The organism is Acinetobacter sp. SCLZS86, assembly GCF_021560715.1.
Classification (GTDB): Bacteria; Pseudomonadota; Gammaproteobacteria; order Pseudomonadales; family Moraxellaceae; genus Acinetobacter; species Acinetobacter towneri_A.
In genome coordinates this window covers 811,228-829,413 of record NZ_CP090864.1, presented here as the reverse complement: position 1 = coordinate 829,413, position 18,186 = coordinate 811,228, and the positions used below count along the sequence as shown (strand labels likewise).

General features: G+C 42.9%; 20 protein-coding genes and 4 tRNA genes. 19 read left to right on the top strand and 5 right to left on the bottom strand.

All coding sequences use genetic code 11. The annotated features are described in order from the left end of the window. The first annotated feature begins 37 nt into the window (after positions 1 to 37). Positions 38 to 514, top strand: coding sequence for an SsrA-binding protein SmpB (gene smpB / locus LZP46_RS03830; RefSeq protein WP_004972209.1), 477 nt, complete (start codon positions 38 to 40; stop codon positions 512 to 514). Between the two features lie 78 nt (positions 515 to 592). Here smpB and LZP46_RS03825 read toward each other — a convergent pair whose 3' ends face one another. The 3 genes from LZP46_RS03825 to rluD are packed head-to-tail and all read right to left on the bottom strand — an operon-like array spanning position 593 to position 3,057. Then, on the bottom strand, positions 593 to 1,162 hold the full coding sequence (locus LZP46_RS03825) for a flavodoxin family protein (protein WP_019836793.1): 570 nt from the start codon (positions 1,160 to 1,162) through the stop codon (positions 593 to 595). A 39-nt stretch (positions 1,163 to 1,201) separates the two neighbouring features. Continuing rightward, complete coding sequence (gene pgeF / locus LZP46_RS03820) at positions 1,202 to 1,945, bottom strand: peptidoglycan editing factor PgeF (protein ID WP_236094719.1); 744 nt, start codon at positions 1,943 to 1,945, stop codon at positions 1,202 to 1,204. A gap of 59 nt (positions 1,946 to 2,004) precedes the next feature. Beyond that, on the bottom strand, positions 2,005 to 3,057 hold the full coding sequence (rluD, locus tag LZP46_RS03815; protein ID WP_236094718.1) for a 23S rRNA pseudouridine(1911/1915/1917) synthase RluD: 1,053 nt from the start codon (positions 3,055 to 3,057) through the stop codon (positions 2,005 to 2,007). A 71-nt stretch (positions 3,058 to 3,128) separates the two neighbouring features. On the opposite strand from rluD, the gene LZP46_RS03810 reads away from it, so the two are divergent. Then, the gene (locus LZP46_RS03810; protein WP_236094717.1) at positions 3,129 to 4,109 is read left to right on the top strand and encodes an outer membrane protein assembly factor BamD; all 981 of its coding nucleotides are present in this window, start codon (positions 3,129 to 3,131) and stop codon (positions 4,107 to 4,109) included. A 198-nt stretch (positions 4,110 to 4,307) separates the two neighbouring features. Continuing rightward, entirely contained in the window at positions 4,308 to 6,278 is a 1,971-nt protein-coding gene (locus tag LZP46_RS03805) for a DNA primase (RefSeq protein WP_236094716.1), read from the top strand. A gap of 63 nt (positions 6,279 to 6,341) precedes the next feature. Here the strand turns inward: LZP46_RS03805 and hemA are convergent, their stop codons facing one another. Beyond that, a complete protein-coding gene (gene hemA, locus LZP46_RS03800; RefSeq protein WP_236094715.1) occupies positions 6,342 to 7,616 on the bottom strand; it encodes a glutamyl-tRNA reductase in 1,275 nt (424 codons plus the stop codon). 79 nt (positions 7,617 to 7,695) lie between these two features. On the opposite strand from hemA, the gene LZP46_RS03795 reads away from it, so the two are divergent. The 11 genes from LZP46_RS03795 to panD all read left to right on the top strand — a co-directional run bounded on the left by LZP46_RS03795 (position 7,696) and on the right by panD (position 13,798). Then, entirely contained in the window at positions 7,696 to 9,408 is a 1,713-nt protein-coding gene (locus LZP46_RS03795) for a tetratricopeptide repeat protein (protein ID WP_236094714.1), read from the top strand. 8 nt (positions 9,409 to 9,416) lie between these two features. Further along, on the top strand, positions 9,417 to 9,995 hold the full coding sequence (gene lolB, locus LZP46_RS03790; RefSeq protein ID WP_236094713.1) for a lipoprotein insertase outer membrane protein LolB: 579 nt from the start codon (positions 9,417 to 9,419) through the stop codon (positions 9,993 to 9,995). A gap of 19 nt (positions 9,996 to 10,014) precedes the next feature. Then, on the top strand, positions 10,015 to 10,797 hold the full coding sequence (ispE, locus tag LZP46_RS03785; RefSeq protein WP_236094712.1) for a 4-(cytidine 5'-diphospho)-2-C-methyl-D-erythritol kinase: 783 nt from the start codon (positions 10,015 to 10,017) through the stop codon (positions 10,795 to 10,797). Between the two features lie 46 nt (positions 10,798 to 10,843). After that, positions 10,844 to 10,918 (top strand) — tRNA-Gln (locus LZP46_RS03780). Between the two features lie 27 nt (positions 10,919 to 10,945). Continuing rightward, positions 10,946 to 11,020 (top strand) — tRNA-Gln (locus LZP46_RS03775). A gap of 19 nt (positions 11,021 to 11,039) precedes the next feature. Then, positions 11,040 to 11,114, top strand: a tRNA-Gln gene (locus tag LZP46_RS03770). Between the two features lie 93 nt (positions 11,115 to 11,207). After that, a tRNA-Gln gene (locus LZP46_RS03765) sits at positions 11,208 to 11,282 on the top strand. 36 nt (positions 11,283 to 11,318) lie between these two features. Further along, positions 11,319 to 12,272 carry a ribose-phosphate pyrophosphokinase gene (locus LZP46_RS03760; RefSeq protein WP_004972226.1) on the top strand — a complete coding sequence of 318 codons (954 nt, stop codon included), beginning with the start codon at positions 11,319 to 11,321 and terminating at the stop codon, positions 12,270 to 12,272. Between the two features lie 102 nt (positions 12,273 to 12,374). Further along, positions 12,375 to 12,671: a 50S ribosomal protein L25 gene (gene rplY / locus LZP46_RS03755; protein ID WP_236094711.1), complete on the top strand. Its 297-nt coding sequence runs from the start codon at positions 12,375 to 12,377 to the stop codon at positions 12,669 to 12,671. An 18-nt stretch (positions 12,672 to 12,689) separates the two neighbouring features. Then, a complete protein-coding gene (pth, locus tag LZP46_RS03750) occupies positions 12,690 to 13,271 on the top strand; it encodes an aminoacyl-tRNA hydrolase (RefSeq protein ID WP_236094710.1) in 582 nt (193 codons plus the stop codon). A gap of 146 nt (positions 13,272 to 13,417) precedes the next feature. Beyond that, on the top strand, positions 13,418 to 13,798 hold the full coding sequence (panD, locus tag LZP46_RS03745) for an aspartate 1-decarboxylase (RefSeq protein ID WP_004972232.1): 381 nt from the start codon (positions 13,418 to 13,420) through the stop codon (positions 13,796 to 13,798). A gap of 97 nt (positions 13,799 to 13,895) precedes the next feature. Here panD and LZP46_RS03740 read toward each other — a convergent pair whose 3' ends face one another. Next, positions 13,896 to 14,381 carry a DUF1289 domain-containing protein gene (locus tag LZP46_RS03740; protein ID WP_230244050.1) on the bottom strand — a complete coding sequence of 162 codons (486 nt, stop codon included), beginning with the start codon at positions 14,379 to 14,381 and terminating at the stop codon, positions 13,896 to 13,898. A gap of 218 nt (positions 14,382 to 14,599) precedes the next feature. Between LZP46_RS03740 and trhO the strand changes: the two genes are divergently transcribed. From trhO to LZP46_RS03715, 5 genes are all read left to right on the top strand, one after another. Next, positions 14,600 to 15,532: an oxygen-dependent tRNA uridine(34) hydroxylase TrhO gene (trhO, locus tag LZP46_RS03735; protein ID WP_070153953.1), complete on the top strand. Its 933-nt coding sequence runs from the start codon at positions 14,600 to 14,602 to the stop codon at positions 15,530 to 15,532. Positions 15,533 to 15,874: 342 nt separating this feature from the next. Beyond that, a complete protein-coding gene (locus LZP46_RS03730; protein WP_070153954.1) occupies positions 15,875 to 16,162 on the top strand; it encodes a hypothetical protein in 288 nt (95 codons plus the stop codon). A 75-nt stretch (positions 16,163 to 16,237) separates the two neighbouring features. Beyond that, a complete protein-coding gene (locus tag LZP46_RS03725) occupies positions 16,238 to 16,852 on the top strand; it encodes a DedA family protein (RefSeq protein WP_236094709.1) in 615 nt (204 codons plus the stop codon). Between the two features lie 48 nt (positions 16,853 to 16,900). Then, entirely contained in the window at positions 16,901 to 17,317 is a 417-nt protein-coding gene (locus LZP46_RS03720; protein ID WP_236094708.1) for an ABZJ_00895 family protein, read from the top strand. 225 nt (positions 17,318 to 17,542) lie between these two features. Further along, positions 17,543 to 18,085, top strand: coding sequence for a hypothetical protein (locus LZP46_RS03715; protein WP_236094707.1), 543 nt, complete (start codon positions 17,543 to 17,545; stop codon positions 18,083 to 18,085). Positions 18,086 to 18,186: the final 101 nt, after the last annotated feature.

The following is an 18,186-nucleotide window of genomic DNA, read 5'->3' as shown; positions in this document are numbered from 1 at the left end:
TGAGGCACAATAGTCATAAGTTTGGAAGTAATTGATTATGGCGAAGCTAACTGTAGTTAAAAAAAATACGGGCGGAACAATTGCACAGAATAAACGTGCACGCCACGATTATTTTATTGAAGAAAAATTTGAAGCAGGACTTTCTTTGCAAGGTTGGGAAGTCAAATCTTTGCGCGCAGGACGTATGACTATTACTGAAAGTTATATCCTGTTTCGTGATAATGAAGCTTTTTTATTTGGCGCACAAATACAACCCCTTTTGTCGGCTTCAACGCATGTAGTGCCTGAAGCAACCCGCACCCGCAAACTTTTACTGTCACGACGTGAAATTGAAAAGTTGATGGGTGCAGTCAATCAAAAAGGTTATTCTTGTGTACCTTTAGCTTGTTATTGGAAAGGTCCTTTAGCGAAGCTTGAAATTGCTTTGGTAAAAGGTAAACAATTGCACGATAAACGCGCTTCTGAAAAAGACCGTGATTGGCAGCGTGATAAAGCACGTTTGATGCACAAATAATTCTGCACATTCCGCTCATAAAAAATGCTCGAGATCAACATCGAGCATTTTTTATGGAGGTTGTAAAAGTAAAAATTCTTAGGCTTTAAGTTTTAATTCCACCAAGTATTTACCAAATTTGACTGCAGTTTCCAAATCACCTTCGGGTGGCGTAACTTCAACACTGGCATTGTCAGACTGCGTCATTAAACCTAAAAAGCTCGACATGCGGTTAATATCATGTGGACTACGCCCTGTAGGCATAAACGGTAAACCTGACCACAACATGCCATGCTGCATCGCAAATAAGTTAATTTGTTGCAGCACTGCCAGTTTATCGCCGCTTAACCCCCCGCCATTGGTAAAACCTGCCGCCAGTTTGCCCTGCCAAGTTCTAGCCAACCAACGCTTAGACGATTGCTCCATAAACTGTTTTAAAGCCGAAGTAATGCTGCCCATATAAGTTGGACAGCCCATTATGATAATATCGGCTTGGTCTAGACTGTCCCATTCAATTTCACCCACATCCATCAAAGTCACCTGAGCATCCATTTGCGCAGCACCTTGTGCAATATGCTGTGCCACCTTTGCAGTATGACCATAAGGACTGTGATAAACCACTGCCACACGAATAGCAGCACAAGAAGATGTTGAATGAGTCACTAACATGAGAATGTTTAAAACCAAATAATTAAGTCAAGTTTAACACTAAGCCTGCATAAACACGAATGTTGCCATACGTCCTGTACGTGGCTGACGGCGGTACGAATAGTACTGATCGGCTTGCGAATACGAGCACTGATCACCGCCCAACACCGTTGTAACGCCATGCTGCTGCAAAATATAGCGGGCAATAGCATACAAGTCGGCGAAGTATTTACCAGATTGTTGCCCATCTATAAAGGCCGTTTCCAATTCAGGATATTTATCGCAAAACGCCTGTTTCACTTCTGCGCCAACCTCAAAACACGGCTGACTAATCGCTGCACCCAACCACGCCCATGTTGGAGAACTTTGCATTTCGGCAATGGTGTTTTCAATAATACCGTTGGCTAAACCACGCCAGCCCGCATGCAAGTTCGCAACTTCAGTGCCTAATGCATTACCCAAAACCACTGGTAAACAGTCTGCAGTCATCATCATTAAAGCATGCGCTTTACGCTGAGTGACCAAACCATCACCTTCTAAGGCTTCACAAGTGATTTGCTCATTAATGGTCTGACACAACACACTATGTGTTTGCGTCATCCACGTCAGTTTATCGACCCCATATTCAGCAAATTCTGCCAGCAAACTCATGCGATGCTGCTGCACACGCCACGCATCGTCCTGCACATGCAGTGCCAGATTAAAACCAGACAGTTCTGTAGAACTTGTTTCCAGTGCCTGCGCATGTTGTATGCGGGTTTGCCCGACATATACCCCTGCAGGGAGTCCTTGAACAAATTGCATGCCTCTATCCTTTTAACTGCATATAAAGCCCCATCTGAGCTGACAGATGTTGAATGGCATCAGTACGCTGCATTTTCACTGCGTAATACGTCTACCAATTGTTTAAAGTCTTCAGGCCACGGCGCTTCAAACATCATTTCTTCTTGAGTTCTCGGATGCACCAAACCGAGTTTGACGGCATGTAAGGCCTGACGTTTAAATTTACGCAGGGTATCGTTTAATAATGCAGATGCACCTGCAGGGACACGTACACGTGGCGTATAAACAGGATCGCCGACCAAACCATAACCAATATAACTTAGATGCACACGAATTTGATGAGTTCGCCCTGTTTCCAAACGTGCCTGGACACGAGTGAAGTGCTGAAAGCGTTCTTTAACATTGTAATGTGTGACGGCATCTTTACCGCCTGGTAAGACCGCCATTTTAATTCGATCTACAGGATGGCGTTTAATCGGCTCATCAACTGTACCGCCCGCAATCATGTTGCCGTACACCACCAAGTCGTATAAACGATAAACTGATTTCTTCGCCAGTTGTTTGGTTAAAGCAAACTGTGATTCTAAGTTCTTCGCTACGACCAACAAGCCTGAAGTGTCTTTATCAATACGATGCACCAAACCTGCACGAGTCAACTCAGCCGATTTTGGATAATGCTGCAGCAAAGCATTTACCAACGTTCCAGAGCTATTGCCTGCCCCCGGATGCACCACCATACCCACAGGTTTATTAATCACAATGATGTCATCATCTTCATAAATAATATCCAATGGAATATCTTCAGGCAGGCTACGGGTTTGCGCTTCTAGCTCGACTTCTAGAGTGAGAAGCTCATCACCTTCACACTTATATTTGGGTTTGACCGTGTTACCATTTACCAACAAATGACCGTCTTTGAGCCACTGTTTTAGCTTTTCACGTGAAAATTCACTCCAAATGATGGCTGCAACTTGGTCGATGCGTAGTCCTAAATGGCTGTCATCCAATTGAAATTGCAACGATAAACGTGTTGCAGTTGAGCCTGAAGTATGGTTATCTGCATCCTCAGCATCTTCAAGTAAATTGAACTCAGTTTCAGGTAAATTGGAATGGGTAGATTGTGCTTGACTCATTTGCTCATTCAGACAAAAGTGGTTTAATAGCGCAATTGTAGCTCATTGCCCGTATTAACAGAGGAATTTTTATGTCGCTACCACGTTATAAAATAACAATGCTTGCTTTTTCACTCGGCGTTGCGTCTGCAATAGTGGGCTGTAGCAGCAATCCAAAAAAAGAAGTGGTCGATACTGGTCCGCAATCTAGCGAACAGGTTTATATTGAAAAAGCAGAAAAAGCACTGGATCGTGGTCAATACACCGATGCCGTTAAGCATCTCGAAGCTTTAGAAACCTATTACCCAACGGGTGATTATGCGCAGCAGGCACAGCTTGAATTGTTGTATGCAAAATTCCAGCAAAAAGATTATGAGGGCGCAATAGCTGTTGCAGATCGTTTTATTCGCATGAACCCGCAGCATCCTAAAGCCGATTATGCCTACTATGTACGCGGCGTGGCGAATATGGAACAAAACTATGATGGCTTGTTGCGTTATACCTCGCTCAAGCAATCGCACCGCGATGTTAGTTATTTAAAACTGGCGTATCAAAACTTTGTCGATTTTATCCGTCGCTATCCATCAAGCACTTATGCAGTAGATGCGGCACAGCGTATGCAGTTTATTGGTCAGGAACTGGCTGAAGCCGAAATGAATGCAGCACGTTATAACATTAAACGTAAAGCATGGGTGGCTGCAGTTGAGCGCTCATTGTGGGTAATTGAACACTATCCGCAAACACCGCAAATTCCTGAAGCATTGGCAACGGTGGCTTACGGTTATGGTAAATTGGGCGATCAAGCTACGGCTCAACAATATATTGATGTATTGAAACTAAACTATCCCAACTTAGTTAAAGCAGATGGTAGCGTGAATTTACGTGCTGCCCGCCATGATGCCAGCTGGCTTAATCGTGCAACTTTGGGTATTTTCGGACGTGAAGCGCAAAGCAGCACCGAAGCACAGCAGTCTGAAGCCAATATACAAGCAGCACCGTCACGCAGCCTCACCAACCGTTTGAGTTTTGGTTTGCTAGATCGTCCAAAATCTGAAAACGACAGTGCTGAATAAAATAAGCACAAGCTGATTTGACAATCTTGAAAAATACCAAAGGCAAGTTATGATACTTGCCTTTTGTTTTACTGGGGCTTGTTTCAAACAGCAGAAACAGCTACAAAAGAGAATAATTCTGCCAGCACTGACTTCAGTTTCCGACCTGTTCGGCAAAAACTGCTTTCAAACCAATTAAGAGATAAAAGACCGAAACGTATGGCCATTCCACAGCACACAATTGATCAAATTCTAGATCGCACTGATATTGTCGATCTGATTGGTCAGCGCGTGAAATTAAAAAAAACTGGTCGTACCTATTCGGGCTGCTGCCCGTTCCATCAGGAAAAAACCCCGTCTTTTCACGTTTACCGTGACAAGCAGTATTATCATTGCTTTGGTTGTCAGGCCAATGGTAACGCCATCCGTTTTTTAATGGATATTGATAACCGTAATTTTATAGATGTCATGAAAGACTTGGCCAGTCAAACAGGCATCGAACTCCCGAAAGATCAGCACGACAATAAAAAACTTTCTTATAAACGCGAAGCCAAAAAGCCAGCAACAATTGCAAAGCCAAAAGCGCCTGTAAAAGATCAGCACGAAACTGCTGCGGCTCAAACCACATCAAGCGAACATACTTTTGAAGCTTCTGGCATCGACTTTGATCCTTTTGCCGAATTTCAAAGTGCTGAATACGCAAACTCGGAATTTCAGAACTCGGAATTTCAAAACAGTGCCGACCCGTTTGCGGGTTTTGAACAATGGGACAGCATGCAGGAAACACCTGCACAGGAAGGCAACTTATACGACTTGCTAGAAAATGTAGCGCAATATTATGAGCAGCAATTGCCGCACAGCCCTGCCGCACAACAGTATTTTCAAAAACGTGGTTTAACCGCACAAACCTTGCAGTTTTGGCGTTTGGGTTATGCACCTGAAGATTGGCAGCATTTAGAAAAAGCCTTTCCGCAAGATATTGCAGGTTTAAAACTCCTGGGCTTGATTCGTACCAGTGACAAGGGACGTGACTTCGATTTACTGCGTGATCGGGTGATTTTCCCAATCCGTGACAGCAAAGGTCGTGTGGTTGGCTTTGGTGGCCGTGCACTCAATGATGAAATCAAACCCAAATACATCAACTCGCCCGACTCGGAGGTGTTTCATAAAAACCAATTGCTCTATGGTTTATATGAAGGACGTAAGCAAAAAGCCCAAGACTATTTAATGGTTGAAGGCTATATGGATGTGATTGCCTTGCAGCAATACGGCATTTATGGTGCTGTAGCAACTTTGGGTACAGCAAGCAATACCGATCATTTAAATATTCTGTTCCGTCAAAATAACCGCATTACCATCGCTTTTGATGGAGATGCCGCAGGTCAAAAAGCCGCACGTCGCACATTGGAGATTGCACTACCTTTGTTAAATGATGGACGTGAACTGAAATTCTTTGTTTTGCCCAATGAACACGACCCTGACTCACTTATTCGTCGTGAGGGCATCGAAAATTTCCGACGTTTATTAGATCAGGCGCCTTTACTGTCAGATTTTGTTTTTGCACATCTCACCCAAGGCCATAATATCAGTACCCCTGAAGGCAAAAGTCAGGTCATGGGCGAACTCCGGCAATTGACCGAACTTTTGCCCAAAACGGGTTCTTATCGTTATTTGCTGCAACAGTTTTTTCGTGAAAAGTTAGGCTTTAACCGTAAATGGCAGGCACAGACCAATAACGATGCATCTTTGAGTTTTAGCACCAAAGTTGATGCTGAAGAATATGTGATTGCGATTCTAATCAATCATCCGTATTTGTATATTCACTTTGAACCGTTACGTGCACTGATTCCAAGTGATCACCTGCTGCATCAAATCTTAAATATTTTAAATACTATTTTTGATGATCTACCCGATGATCCTGAACAAGCCAAATATTATATTTTGGGTGCATGTTCGGCGTATCACTATGAATTACAGCGTATTTTACAACAAGCCAATGTCAGTGATTACACAACCTCTCCCGAGCATGTTGATAAATTGGCTCAAGATTTTTCAACTAAATTGCAATACGACTGTTTACAGCAAAAAATTCGCTCTAAAAAATTCAGCAGCATTGAAGAAATGAAGCGTTTGAAACATCAAATTTATGAAATTGATAAAAAAAGATCGCTAACTTTGCTAGAGGAATAAGCGATCTGATTAGATTAAGTTTGTATCATCAAAAATCTTTTTTGTGAATCACGTTAATCTTGCTTATTTGCGACGATGTTTGGCAGTCGCTGCCAAATTTTCCTGCATAAACTCAAAACATTCAGGCTCATCGCCTTTGGCTGCTTCACGTAATAAAATAGAAGTTGGATGGAGTAATTTTTGAGTTAAACGATAAGAAAATTCTTGCATAACCCGTGCAGCATCTTCACCTTTGGCAATACGCGCCATCGCCAAGTTTAATTCTTCCTGACGTAAGCTTTCGCCATGTTCACGGTAAGCATGAATGGTCGCACCCGCTTGCTGAACTTTTTGATGGGTTACCAACTCAGTCACAAGCTGATTAACCATTAGCTCTGCTTCCACAGCAGCTTGACGACGCTGTGCCAAGTTTTCATCGATCACGCTTTGCAAGTCATCGACCCCGTACAAATACACGCCATCCAAGTTTTCTATTTTAGGATCTATATCACGTGGTACGGCCAAATCGACTAACAACATTTGCTGATAGCGACGTTTCTTTAAAGCTGCTTTCACCTCATGATAAGCAATCACCTGATGCAAGCTTCCCGAACAACTTGAAATCACATCGGCACGATGTAAATTAGCCGCTAACTGATCAAACTCAATAATTTCAACTTCTACCTGATGCGCAATTTCCTGCGCCAATGTTTCGGCACGGGCACGGGTACGGTTACAAATTAATATTTTAGCGACGCCCATTTCTGCTAAATGCTTTGCCACAAGGCTATTCATTTCGCCTGCAGCCACCACCATCACCGTCAGTTTTGCAGGGTGACTAAAAACTTGTAACGCCAGTTGCGCAACCGCATAACCCATCGACACAGCATGGCTACCTACGGCAGTTTCTGAACGTACCCGTTTGGCAGCATAAAAAGCATATTCAAAAATTCGGTTGAGTTGTTGCGAAACCGTATGCGCGTCTTTAGCTAAAGACAGGGCAGTTTTGACCTGACCTAAAATTTGCGGCTCACCCAACATGAGAGAATCTAGCCCACTGGCTACACGCATTAAATGCGACACCGCCTGTGCATTCTCATAACGATAAACATGACGACTCAATTGCTTCGCATCGATACCATTCACTTGTGCAAGCCAATCCAACACCTGTTCTGGATGTTCAGACATGGCGTAGACTTCGGTACGGTTGCAGGTAGACACCACCACCAAATCATTCAGTTCGGGATGTTGGCTTTGCTCAGCAAGTAAGGCACTTAATTTTTCTGGGTTAAATGCAATTTGCTCACGCAACTCTACAGAGGCGGTTTGATGGTTGACACCCAATGCAAAGAAAGACATATCAGATCATCATTTCGCTAAATTTATGCTATTGTGCAATAACGGTGTCATAAAAAGCATTACTTGGATCAAGAAAAAATTGCGTCAAACAAATAGCCGACCATACGGCGCTACAATTAAGCAATATTCTACCACATTCTTACTGGTCGGTAGCATGGCTTCAGTTGCTCATCTTAGAGCATCTGAAGAAATTTATCATGCAAATTCAAATTATAATGCGGTAAAACAAACCATGGTCGCAGAGTTTGCCTTGGCTTATGGTGATATTCCAACGGCATTACACAACTATACTGTCTTGGCAATTAAGAATAACTCGACCTCTATTAAGCAACGCGCCCTAAATGTTGCGATTGAACAAAACGACCTAAGCGCCGCACTAGACATTGCAACACATTGGGTAGTACAAGAACCATCCGATGTGCCTGCGCTGTTTTATTTGGCGCACATTGCGCTAAAAGCACATGAGTACGACTTAGCCGCAGAAACCTTAGACAAAATTCTAAATATTGATGCAACGGCTGACTTAGAACAAATTTTGGCAGGCATTTCTCCTGAATCTGTGGAAGACCGTGAGTTTTTGATTCAAGCTCTGCGCACCAGCAAAGCCAAATTCAATCCATCGATTTTGGTATTAATTGCAGGTTTAAAAGCGCAAAATGGACAATATCAAGCTGCCCTCGATACCATTAACCAAGCGTTGCGTAAACGCCCGAAAGTCACTGGCTATATTTTAATGAAAGCCAATTTATTGAGCGCGCTCGGCAATGAAGAAGAAACAGCAGCTTGGTATGCCAAATCTAGCCGTAAACACAAAAATAATTTTGAAGTCCGTTTAGCCGAAGCCAAATATCTGGTCAAAAAAAATGAAGCAACTTTGGCGCTAACAAAGCTGGAAGCCATTTTAAAAAAATGGCCTACGGAAGATGAAGCCTTATTTATTGCAGGTTTGACCAGTATTGACTTACAACAATACGAAAAAGCTGAAAAGTATTTGGTAGAGCTGCGCTATTCGGCACAATATCAAAACGAAGCCTATTTCTATTTGGCGGTCAATGCCGAACGTAAACAGCATTTTGAAACAGCCAAAGCCTATTATCGTTTGGTCGATGGTAGCCTCTATACCGTTTCACGTCGCAACATGATCAGTATTTTTGCCCAGCAAGATAAACTAAACGATGCACTGCGCTTTTTAACGCAGGAACGGGTCAATTATCCACAGCATGCCAGTTTTTTATATCAGGCACAGGCCGATATTTTAAAACGTATGGACAATAAAAAAGCGGCTCTGCGTTTGCTGGATGAAGCCATCAAAAACCTACCCGATGATCCTGATCTGATCTATTCAGAAGTCTTACTACTCGATGCACATCAGGAAAAAGACAAACTGGATCAACTGCTCACCAAGTTACTGGAAATTGAGCCGAACAGCCCAACCTATTTAAATGCGTACGCCTATACCCTTGCGCTTCAAAATCGCCGTTTAGACGAAGCGCGTCGCTATGTTGAGCAAGCACTTGAGTTTGCTCCTGAACAGGCCTCTATTTTAGATACCTTAGGTTATGTCAGCTATTTACAAAATGACTATACCGCTTCGGCTCAAGCGTTGGAAAAAGCCTATTTACTGAGTCATAGTGCCGCGATTGGTGCACGTTATGCAAAATCACTGTATATGCAAGGTAATATTCAAAAATTCAGCCAAGTGTTACAACAATTACAACAAAATCATCCGAATGATCCGCAATTGCAACAATTAAATTCGCTATTGTTACCGCAGCCAGTTAAAAAGAGTTAAATGATTTTATGCGTTTATTTTCAAAATTAGGTCTTACCCTGTTTGTCAGTAGCAGTCTGCTCATTACAGGTTGTCAGCCTTTTGTGCAATCTCCCGCCCATGTTTCACAGCAAGTTGAAGCTGAAAATCAATTTAACTTGCAAGGCAAAATTGGCGTGCGCACTCCGCAACAGTCTGGCAGTGCCTTTTTTACTTGGGTACAGCAGCAACAGCAGTTTGACATTGAACTGAGCGGCATTTTGGGTGTGGGTAAAACACAAATTAGCGGAAAACCTGGACAAGTCACCCTCAATAGTGCCAAAACAGGGTTAATTTATGCAGAAAGTCCTGAAGAACTGTTAGAACAAGCCACGGGCTGGCAAGCGCCTATCACCCACTTGGTCGATTGGGTACAAGCCCGACCTGCAACGGTAGATGCCCAAATTCAAAAAGACAGTCAACAGCGCCCAACTCAATTTATTGAAGATGGTTGGACAGTCGATTTGAGCTATAACGACAGTGCCAGTTTGCCAAACCGCCTGATTTTGAAACAGGGACTTGAATCAGGGCAAGAAAACCGTATTACAATGCTCATCCAAAATCGTTAATCACTTGCCAAGTTTAGTCATGATTCGTGTACCCTCACCTGCCAAATTAAATCTGTTTTTGCACATTACGGGTCGTCGTGAAGACGGCTACCATGAATTGCAAAGTATTTTTCAACTGATTGATTTATATGACTGGCTAGAATTTGAAATCAATGACACAACTGACATTCACATTCAGGGTTTAAACAGCGTCGATTTAGAACAAAATCTGATTTACAAAGCCACGCAAATTTTAATGCCTTACGCGAAACAAACCACAGGTTTAAATATAGCAATTGAGAAGCACATCCCTATGGGTGCAGGGCTTGGCGGCGGTTCATCCAATGCCGCAACCACTTTAATTGTGGTCAATCAACTTTGGCAATGTGGCTTAGAAATTGACCAATTGGCGGAATTGGGTTTGCAACTAGGTGCAGATGTTCCCATTTTTGTACATGGGCTTAATGCATGGGCAGAAGGCATTGGTGAACAGTTAACATTCATAGACTTAGCCCCAAAACAATATATTGTGTTAAAACCTGACTGTTTTATCAGCACTCAACTACTTTTTTCACAAAAAACATTGACAAGAAACACGAAGCCCACTAAATTCTGCGGCTATCAGATAAAGCCATCTGACTTTGGAAATAATTTTGAGCCTGTGGCGCGAAATTTATATCCTGAAGTAGATGAAGCAATGCGTTATTTAGACCAGTTTGGTCAAGCAAAGCTTACAGGTACAGGTGCTTGTGTCTTTACTGAAGTGACTACAGAAATGAATGTAGACTACATTTTGGCGAACTCACCATGTACTGCGTACTGAGTGTATAGCTTAAATGAATCTCCATTACGACATTTCACAGTACAATAGGGGTATCGCCAAGTGGTAAGGCACCGGTTTTTGATATCGGCATCCGTTGGTTCGAATCCAGCTACCCCTGCCATCTCATTCACCTGTAGATTACTGTATTAGGGGTATCGCCAAGTGGTAAGGCACCGGTTTTTGATATCGGCATCCGTTGGTTCGAATCCAGCTACCCCTGCCATCTTACAGTGATCAAATCTAGGGGTATCGCCAAGTGGTAAGGCACCGGTTTTTGATATCGGCATCCGTTGGTTCGAATCCAGCTACCCCTGCCATTTTCTCGCATTAGACAGAACACCCTTTATTACCGCTATCCTGTTAACTCACCTTGACAGAGTGCCGTAAAAATATTAAAGTTCTGCCGCATTAGGGGTATCGCCAAGTGGTAAGGCACCGGTTTTTGATATCGGCATCCGTTGGTTCGAATCCAGCTACCCCTGCCATCTATTCCTACATACACCAACCGCCAAGGGTGCTTCATGCCCAATCTTGTCGTTTTTAGTGGAACCGCGCATCCACAATTCGCTCAAAAAGTCGTAAGCCACTTGCACATTCCTTTAGGTGCTGCATCAGTTTCTACCTTCTCTGATGGTGAGATTGCTGTAGAGATTACCGAGAATGTCCGTGGTAAAGACGTATTTATCGTACAACCTACTTGTGCGCCAACCAATGACAACCTCATGGAAATCTTGGTGATGGCTGACGCGTTGCGTCGTGCAAGTGCAGGTCGTATTACCGCCGTGATTCCTTACTTCGGTTATGCCCGCCAAGACCGTCGTCCTCGTTCTACGCGTGTTCCAATTACCGCTAAAGTGGTTGCAGATATGCTCACCACTGTAGGTATTGACCGTGTGGTGATGATTGACTTGCACGCAGACCAAATTCAAGGTTTCTTCGACATCCCTGTAGACAACATTTATGGTACGCCTGCGCTATTGGCTGACCTGCGTCAACAGTCACACGACAACCTCATGGTAGTTTCACCAGACGTTGGTGGTGTGGTTCGTGCACGCGCTGTTGCAAAACAAATGGGTGATATCGATCTTGCAATTATCGATAAACGTCGTCAAAAAGCGAATGAATCACAAGTGATGCATTTGATTGGTGATGTAAAAGATCGTGACTGTGTCATTGTAGATGACATGGTAGATACTGCAGGTACATTATGCAAAGCTGCCGATGCGCTCAAAACTTTTGGTGCTCGCCGCGTAGTTGCTTATGCGACCCACCCTGTACTTTCAGGCAAAGCGATTGAAAACCTGAAAAATTCTGTGATTGATGAACTGGTTGTTACCGACACCATTCCTCTTTCAGAAGAAGCACAAGCACTTGGTAAAATTCGCCAAGTATCTGTAGCAAGCATGGTTGCAGAAACAATTCGTCGCATTAACAACGAAGAATCTATTAGCGCAATGTTCGATTCTTATCTATAATAGAGCGCTGAATTTTCAAAGCCCTGCCACATTGGCAGGGTTTTCTATCACTAGATTGGTCGCAGATCTAGTTTATTTAAACTCAAAATAAGGATGTCTATCATGGCAAACTTCGTATTAAACGCTCAAGCGCGAGAAGCAGCTAACCAAGGGAAAGGTGCGAGCCGCCGCCTTCGTCACGCTGCATTAGTTCCAGCTATCATTTATGGTGGCGACGCTGAACCAGTAGCTGTTACTTTAGAACTTCGTGAGCTTGTAAAAGTTTTAGAAAGCAATGCTTTCTTTGAAGAAGTTGTAGAAATCAAAGTCGGTGACAAAGTTGAAAACGTGAAAATTCAAGCGTTACAACGTCACCCTGCTAAAAACACACCTATGCACGCTGACTTCAAACGCGCATAAGTGTTTATGGTGTAATTAGTGGCTAATATTTCACTGATTGTTGGTTTGGGCAACCCTGGTAAAGAGTATGCCCAAACCCGCCATAATGCAGGCTTCTGGTTTGTAGAACAGCTTGCAGATCAATATGGCATTACGTTAAAAGTCGATCCTAAATTTCATGGGATCAGCGGACGTGGTAATATCGAAGGTCAAGACGTTCGTCTGTTATTACCCACAACCTTTATGAACCGTTCTGGTCAAAGTGTTGTTCCCTTCGCCAAATTCTATCAAATTGCACCTGAGGCAATGCTGATTGCTCATGATGAACTGGATATGAGCCCAGGGATCATTCGCCTAAAAACGGGTGGTGGTCATGGTGGACATAATGGTTTACGTGACATCGTGCCGCACACAGGTCCAAACTTCCATCGTTTACGCATTGGTATTGGGCATCCGGGTTCAAAAGAACGCGTGTCTGGTCATGTACTGAGCAAAGCACCGAGTAGCGAGCAAACCCTTATGGATGATGCACTTGCACATGCATTAGGTCGTATCAAGTTACTGGTCAATGGCGAAGTACAACAAGCCATGAATCAAATCAATGCCTATAAACCGAACTGATGAATCCACAATTGTTGAACAATCACACTTGCCATGTCGCAATTTTCAGAGCAAAATGCGCTTTCTGCTCGGAACTGACATCCAGCAAGCAGTGTTTGAATTCAACCATAAGATAAAATCTTAGGTCCACTAAGGAGACGCTCACCATGCTATCTCGTTTATTAAAATGCAAAATCCACCGTGCTTTTGTAACTCATGCAGAACTTCACTACGAAGGTTCATGTGCAATTGACGGAACACTCATGGATTTGGCTGGCATTCGTGAATATGAAGAAATCCACGTATGGAACGTGACCAATGGTAAGCGCTTCACAACTTATGCAATTCGTGGTGAAGACAACTCAGGCATCATTTCAGTCAATGGTGGTGCTGCACACCAAGCCGATGTAGGCGATATTATTATTATTGCAACCTTTGGTGACTTCACTGAAGCAGAAGCCAATGCGCACGAACCACGTTTGGTCTATGCAAACCCAGACAATACCGTGAGCCACACTGCAAACTGTATTCCTGTACAAGTGGCTTAAGCCATTCCTGTATAAAAATAAAAAACTCGCAAATTTTGCGAGTTTTTTTTATGGCTCAATAAAAGTCTGTCTACTCTTTAATCGCAAGACTTACAAATTAGTCATCTTGCAAGCTATGCAATAAGCTATGACTGATGCCATCGGCACGTAAGAATGCAAAATCATAACTTGCGGTTGCAAGCGCCAACACACGACGTTCAAACTCTTGCCACAAAGGTCGCACTTCTTTGTCGTGAATGCCCAAGCCGCTTTCATCGGTAAAATGTCGATTTTTTTCACAAATTTTCAATGCATGATACAGCTTACGCCCTTTTGAAGCATCATCACGTAAACGCACACGCTTAGAGCGGATAAACTCTTCGACATGACACAGGTCGGCAAAAGGCAGCATAGGCACTAAAATCTGATCAAGCTGTGCATCTAAGCGACGCCAAACGGCAGTGTGTTGTTCAGGCGTATAACTATTCCATTGAATCACTTCATGGTTAAAACGACGGCAACCTCGACAGACAGCATCACCAAACACCGTAGAACAACGACCTGCACACGGGGTTAAAGTGGCAATTTGACGATCCTTACTCAACACAACACTCCAATATTTAACAACACCTGTTGACGCATCAATATGAACACAACATTCTTCTTTGAAACGAGTGGCATCATACTCCGTTCTGCTCCATTTTTAAAATGTTGTGTCGTGCTTTACAAACCATGTACCGCGCTCGGTTTTCTCGCATATTCACACAAAGCAGGTTAGAATATGCGCCTTAAATTTTTGTCTTTCATCTATTGGAGTACTCCATGAACGCTACTGTAGAACAGCTTGCACCTGTAGAACAGCCAGCGACCACGACTTGGGTTGTTGCCGCACTTTATCAATTCAAAGAAGTTTCAGATCCTGCCGATCTTCAACAACGCTTATTAGATTTGGTAAATTCAATCAACCTTTGCGGTACTCTTATTGTGGCAGGTGAAGGCATTAATGGAACTGTGGCGGGTGATCGTGCCGCCATTGATCAAGTTCATCAATTTCTGTGGGATGAAGGTTTTACATCAATGGAATACAAAGAGTCACATAGCTCTGAAAAGCCATTCCGTAAAATGAAAATCAAGCTCAAAAAAGAAATTGTGACTTTGGGTGTAGAAGTAAAACCACGTGATTTAGTCGGTCACTACCTAGACCCGAAAGAATGGAATGAACTGATTGCCCGTGACGATGTTATTCTGATTGATACCCGTAATGACTATGAATACAAAGCAGGAACGTTTAAGGGCGCAATTGACCCAAAAACTGAAACGTTCCGTGAATTTCCAGAATATGTGAAAAAAAACCTAGAACAGCATAAAGACAAAAAAATTGCGATGTTCTGCACAGGCGGGATTCGTTGTGAAAAATCGACCTCTTTATTGTTACAAGAAGGTTTTACCGAGGTCTATCACTTAAAAGGTGGCGTACTCAAATACTTAGAAGAAACACCAGCCGATGAAAGCTTATGGGAAGGCGAATGTTTCGTATTTGATGGTCGTACAGCGGTAACACATGGCATGCAAGAAGGTCAAAACACCAAATGTCATGCTTGCGGTTGGCCATTACTGCCTAAAGAAGTTGAATTACCAAGCTATGAACACGGCGTATCTTGCGTGTACTGTATTGATAAAACCAGCGAGAAACAAAAAGAAGGTTTCCGTATGCGCCAATCACAAATTGCCGCAGCTAAACGTAAACGTCTGTAATCAATACAGGCTCATACACATCAATAAGGTCTAATTAAAGCCATGTTAATGTTGTATCGACCACTCTAATCATATTGAAAAAGTCCTCATCCTGTATGGGGATTTTTTATGTCTACATATATGCTTCATGCAAGATTACATAGAACATAAAATTACAACGCATGTTTACCAAGCATTGCGCAATATCCCCTGATTAGGTGATAGCATTCAATCAAAATAAGCCACAAAATTTGTGGCTCTATTCGTGCGGATGTTCAGCACAAACTCAACATATTCCGTGACCCAAAATTCAAGGATCGTTATGTATTCCTAAATTTATATGCCGCAATCAGGAGTGACGCTATGCCTAAAACAACAATTTCAAATTCAATGCACACACTACGTTTTACGCCTGTAAAAGCGGTGACTGCTGCGCATAGTGCAACAATGCAAGATTGTTTGGAACATAAATCACATACTTTTATTGTAGCTTTAGGTGCAATTTTAGGCGGTATTATTGCGGCATTTGTAGGCTACCATCTGCAAGCGCATTTCTTGAATTACGCCCTGCTCTGTGCCATCCCTATCCTCGTGGCGTATAGCTTAAGACGTGTATATATCTATACCCTGACCCATGCAGAGCTTGATTAAGTCCAGATTGCGCAAGACTTTACTGTTTGACCAATACTGCTTAGGATAGAAGCACTTTTCTAAAGCACGACTTGCATGAACTTAACTGAATGGATTATTTCCATTATGGAACAACTGGGCTACCTAGGTATTGCCCTGTTGATGTTTCTGGATAATGTCTTTCCACCTGTTCCCTCTGAAATTATTATGCCCTCTGCAGGCTACTCTGCATCGCAAGGGCAATTATTGCTATTGGGTGTCATTATTGCGGGCTGTATCGGCTCATTGGTCGCGGCGGCAGTGTTGTATTGGGTGGGTTATCGCTGTAAACACGAAAGTATTTACCACTGGGTGAATCGCTACGGTAAATATCTATGGATTAAAGAACAAGATGTCCGAAACTCCCTACATTGGTTTGAACAATATGGACATCGGATTGTATTTTTTGGGCGCATGATTCCCGCCATTCGTTCTCTGATTAGTATTCCTGCAGGCATGAGTCACATGCCATTTTGGAAATTTATGTTTTATAGTGGTTTAGGCACAATCATCTGGACCACTTTTTTAGCCTGCCTGGGTTATTATTTTGGTGAAAACCAACAATTGATGCAGCAAATTTTCAGTCAGGTCAGTCATGTCATTATCGGCTTGGTGCTCTTAGTCATCGCCATGCTTTTATACCGTAGGCATCGCCGTAAAATGCGTGACTAATGCTTGTGTTGCTGCGTAATTGAATCAATTTTTTGGGGAAAATCAGACATGAAACCATATTTATTATTTTTTGCTGCGGTTTACAGTATTGCGCTGGTCTTACTCATTAGCGTATTGATTTTTGGTCTGAACTTAGGTGGCTTAACCTTACTCCCTGCATTAATTGCCGCAGCATTCATTAGCGCAGGACATTTTGTCAAAAAAGAACAACGCTTACCGAGCAGTGATGAAAAAATTCAACTGGTCTGGGGCTCAAGTGCAGTCGCGATTATTATTGGCAGCTTCTTTGTGTTTTTCTTAGTGCTCATGAACCCGAATGCTGAGGCCATTTTACAAGCTGCAGATAAAGCAGGACTGGCTTTGTCTGCGGTGGTGATGCTGTGTTTGATTGCAATTCATGGCGCAATTTTTCATGTTGCTTATGGTTGGTATGCGAATCGTTATTATCACAAAACGTACTTATAAGCTTACCTAAAGTACGTATTTTACATTGAACCGCAACATCAAACACTTAAAATTAACATCAGGCTGATATATGACACATAAATTTACGTCGGACATGCGCTGTAACTGAAATGCATTCTGAATAGGCTATAAGCCTACATTGTAGCAGCGTAAATTAAACCTATTCATAGCGGTTTATGAATATAGGAACGCAATAACGCATACAAAGAGAAAAAGGTGATTCGGATGTCAGATTTTGAACGCAATGATAAGATTGACCGTGATGTGGTTAAAAACTTACCCAAAGAAGAGCGTGATCGTTTAAATGCCGACCCAATTACAGGAGAACCTGGTGCACACCCTGTTGGTACAGGTTTAGGCGCAGTTGGGGGTGCGGCAACAGGTGCAACCGTAGGTGCGCTAGGTGGTCCAGTAGGTGCTGTGGTGGGTGGTGCTGTAGGTGCTGTAGTGGGTGGCTTGGCTGGTAAAGGCGCTGCAGAAGCAGTAAACCCTACAGAAGAAGAAGCGTACTGGCGTGCCAATAGTCTCAATACAGACTATTATGCAGAAACACGTAGTCATTACCCCGATTTAGAATATGAACGTGACTATCAAAATGCCTACCGTGTTGGTTATGAAAACCGCCCACACTATGATACGCACACACGTTTCGAAGATGTGGAACACGATTTAAGAAGCAAATGGGGGCAAATTAAAGGGAGTTCTCGCTTAACGTGGGAACAAGCCAAATTTGCGGTAAAAGATGCTTGGGATCGTGCGACACGCTAATTGGTAACATGATCATTGAAGCGCCATAATAAAAAACGCACTGCGATTTGCGCAGTGCGTTTTTTTTATGAGGATTACATATTACACAATATGTAAACCAA

Coding starts and splice junctions, on each gene's coding strand:
- panD (WP_004972232.1), top strand. CDS start 13,418: ATGCTATCTCGTTTATTAAAATGCAAAATCCACCGTGCTTTTGTAACT.
- smpB (WP_004972209.1), top strand. CDS start 38: ATGGCGAAGCTAACTGTAGTTAAAAAAAATACGGGCGGAACAATTGCA.
- hemA (WP_236094715.1), bottom strand. CDS start 7,616: ATGTCTTTCTTTGCATTGGGTGTCAACCATCAAACCGCCTCTGTAGAG.
- LZP46_RS03730 (WP_070153954.1), top strand. CDS start 15,875: ATGCCTAAAACAACAATTTCAAATTCAATGCACACACTACGTTTTACG.
- pgeF (WP_236094719.1), bottom strand. CDS start 1,945: ATGCAATTTGTTCAAGGACTCCCTGCAGGGGTATATGTCGGGCAAACC.
- LZP46_RS03720 (WP_236094708.1), top strand. CDS start 16,901: ATGAAACCATATTTATTATTTTTTGCTGCGGTTTACAGTATTGCGCTG.
- trhO (WP_070153953.1), top strand. CDS start 14,600: ATGAACGCTACTGTAGAACAGCTTGCACCTGTAGAACAGCCAGCGACC.
- rluD (WP_236094718.1), bottom strand. CDS start 3,057: ATGAGTCAAGCACAATCTACCCATTCCAATTTACCTGAAACTGAGTTC.
- LZP46_RS03715 (WP_236094707.1), top strand. CDS start 17,543: ATGTCAGATTTTGAACGCAATGATAAGATTGACCGTGATGTGGTTAAA.
- LZP46_RS03805 (WP_236094716.1), top strand. CDS start 4,308: ATGGCCATTCCACAGCACACAATTGATCAAATTCTAGATCGCACTGAT.
- ispE (WP_236094712.1), top strand. CDS start 10,015: ATGATTCGTGTACCCTCACCTGCCAAATTAAATCTGTTTTTGCACATT.
- LZP46_RS03760 (WP_004972226.1), top strand. CDS start 11,319: ATGCCCAATCTTGTCGTTTTTAGTGGAACCGCGCATCCACAATTCGCT.
- rplY (WP_236094711.1), top strand. CDS start 12,375: ATGGCAAACTTCGTATTAAACGCTCAAGCGCGAGAAGCAGCTAACCAA.
- LZP46_RS03810 (WP_236094717.1), top strand. CDS start 3,129: ATGTCGCTACCACGTTATAAAATAACAATGCTTGCTTTTTCACTCGGC.
- lolB (WP_236094713.1), top strand. CDS start 9,417: ATGCGTTTATTTTCAAAATTAGGTCTTACCCTGTTTGTCAGTAGCAGT.
- LZP46_RS03725 (WP_236094709.1), top strand. CDS start 16,238: ATGAACTTAACTGAATGGATTATTTCCATTATGGAACAACTGGGCTAC.
- LZP46_RS03825 (WP_019836793.1), bottom strand. CDS start 1,162: ATGTTAGTGACTCATTCAACATCTTCTTGTGCTGCTATTCGTGTGGCA.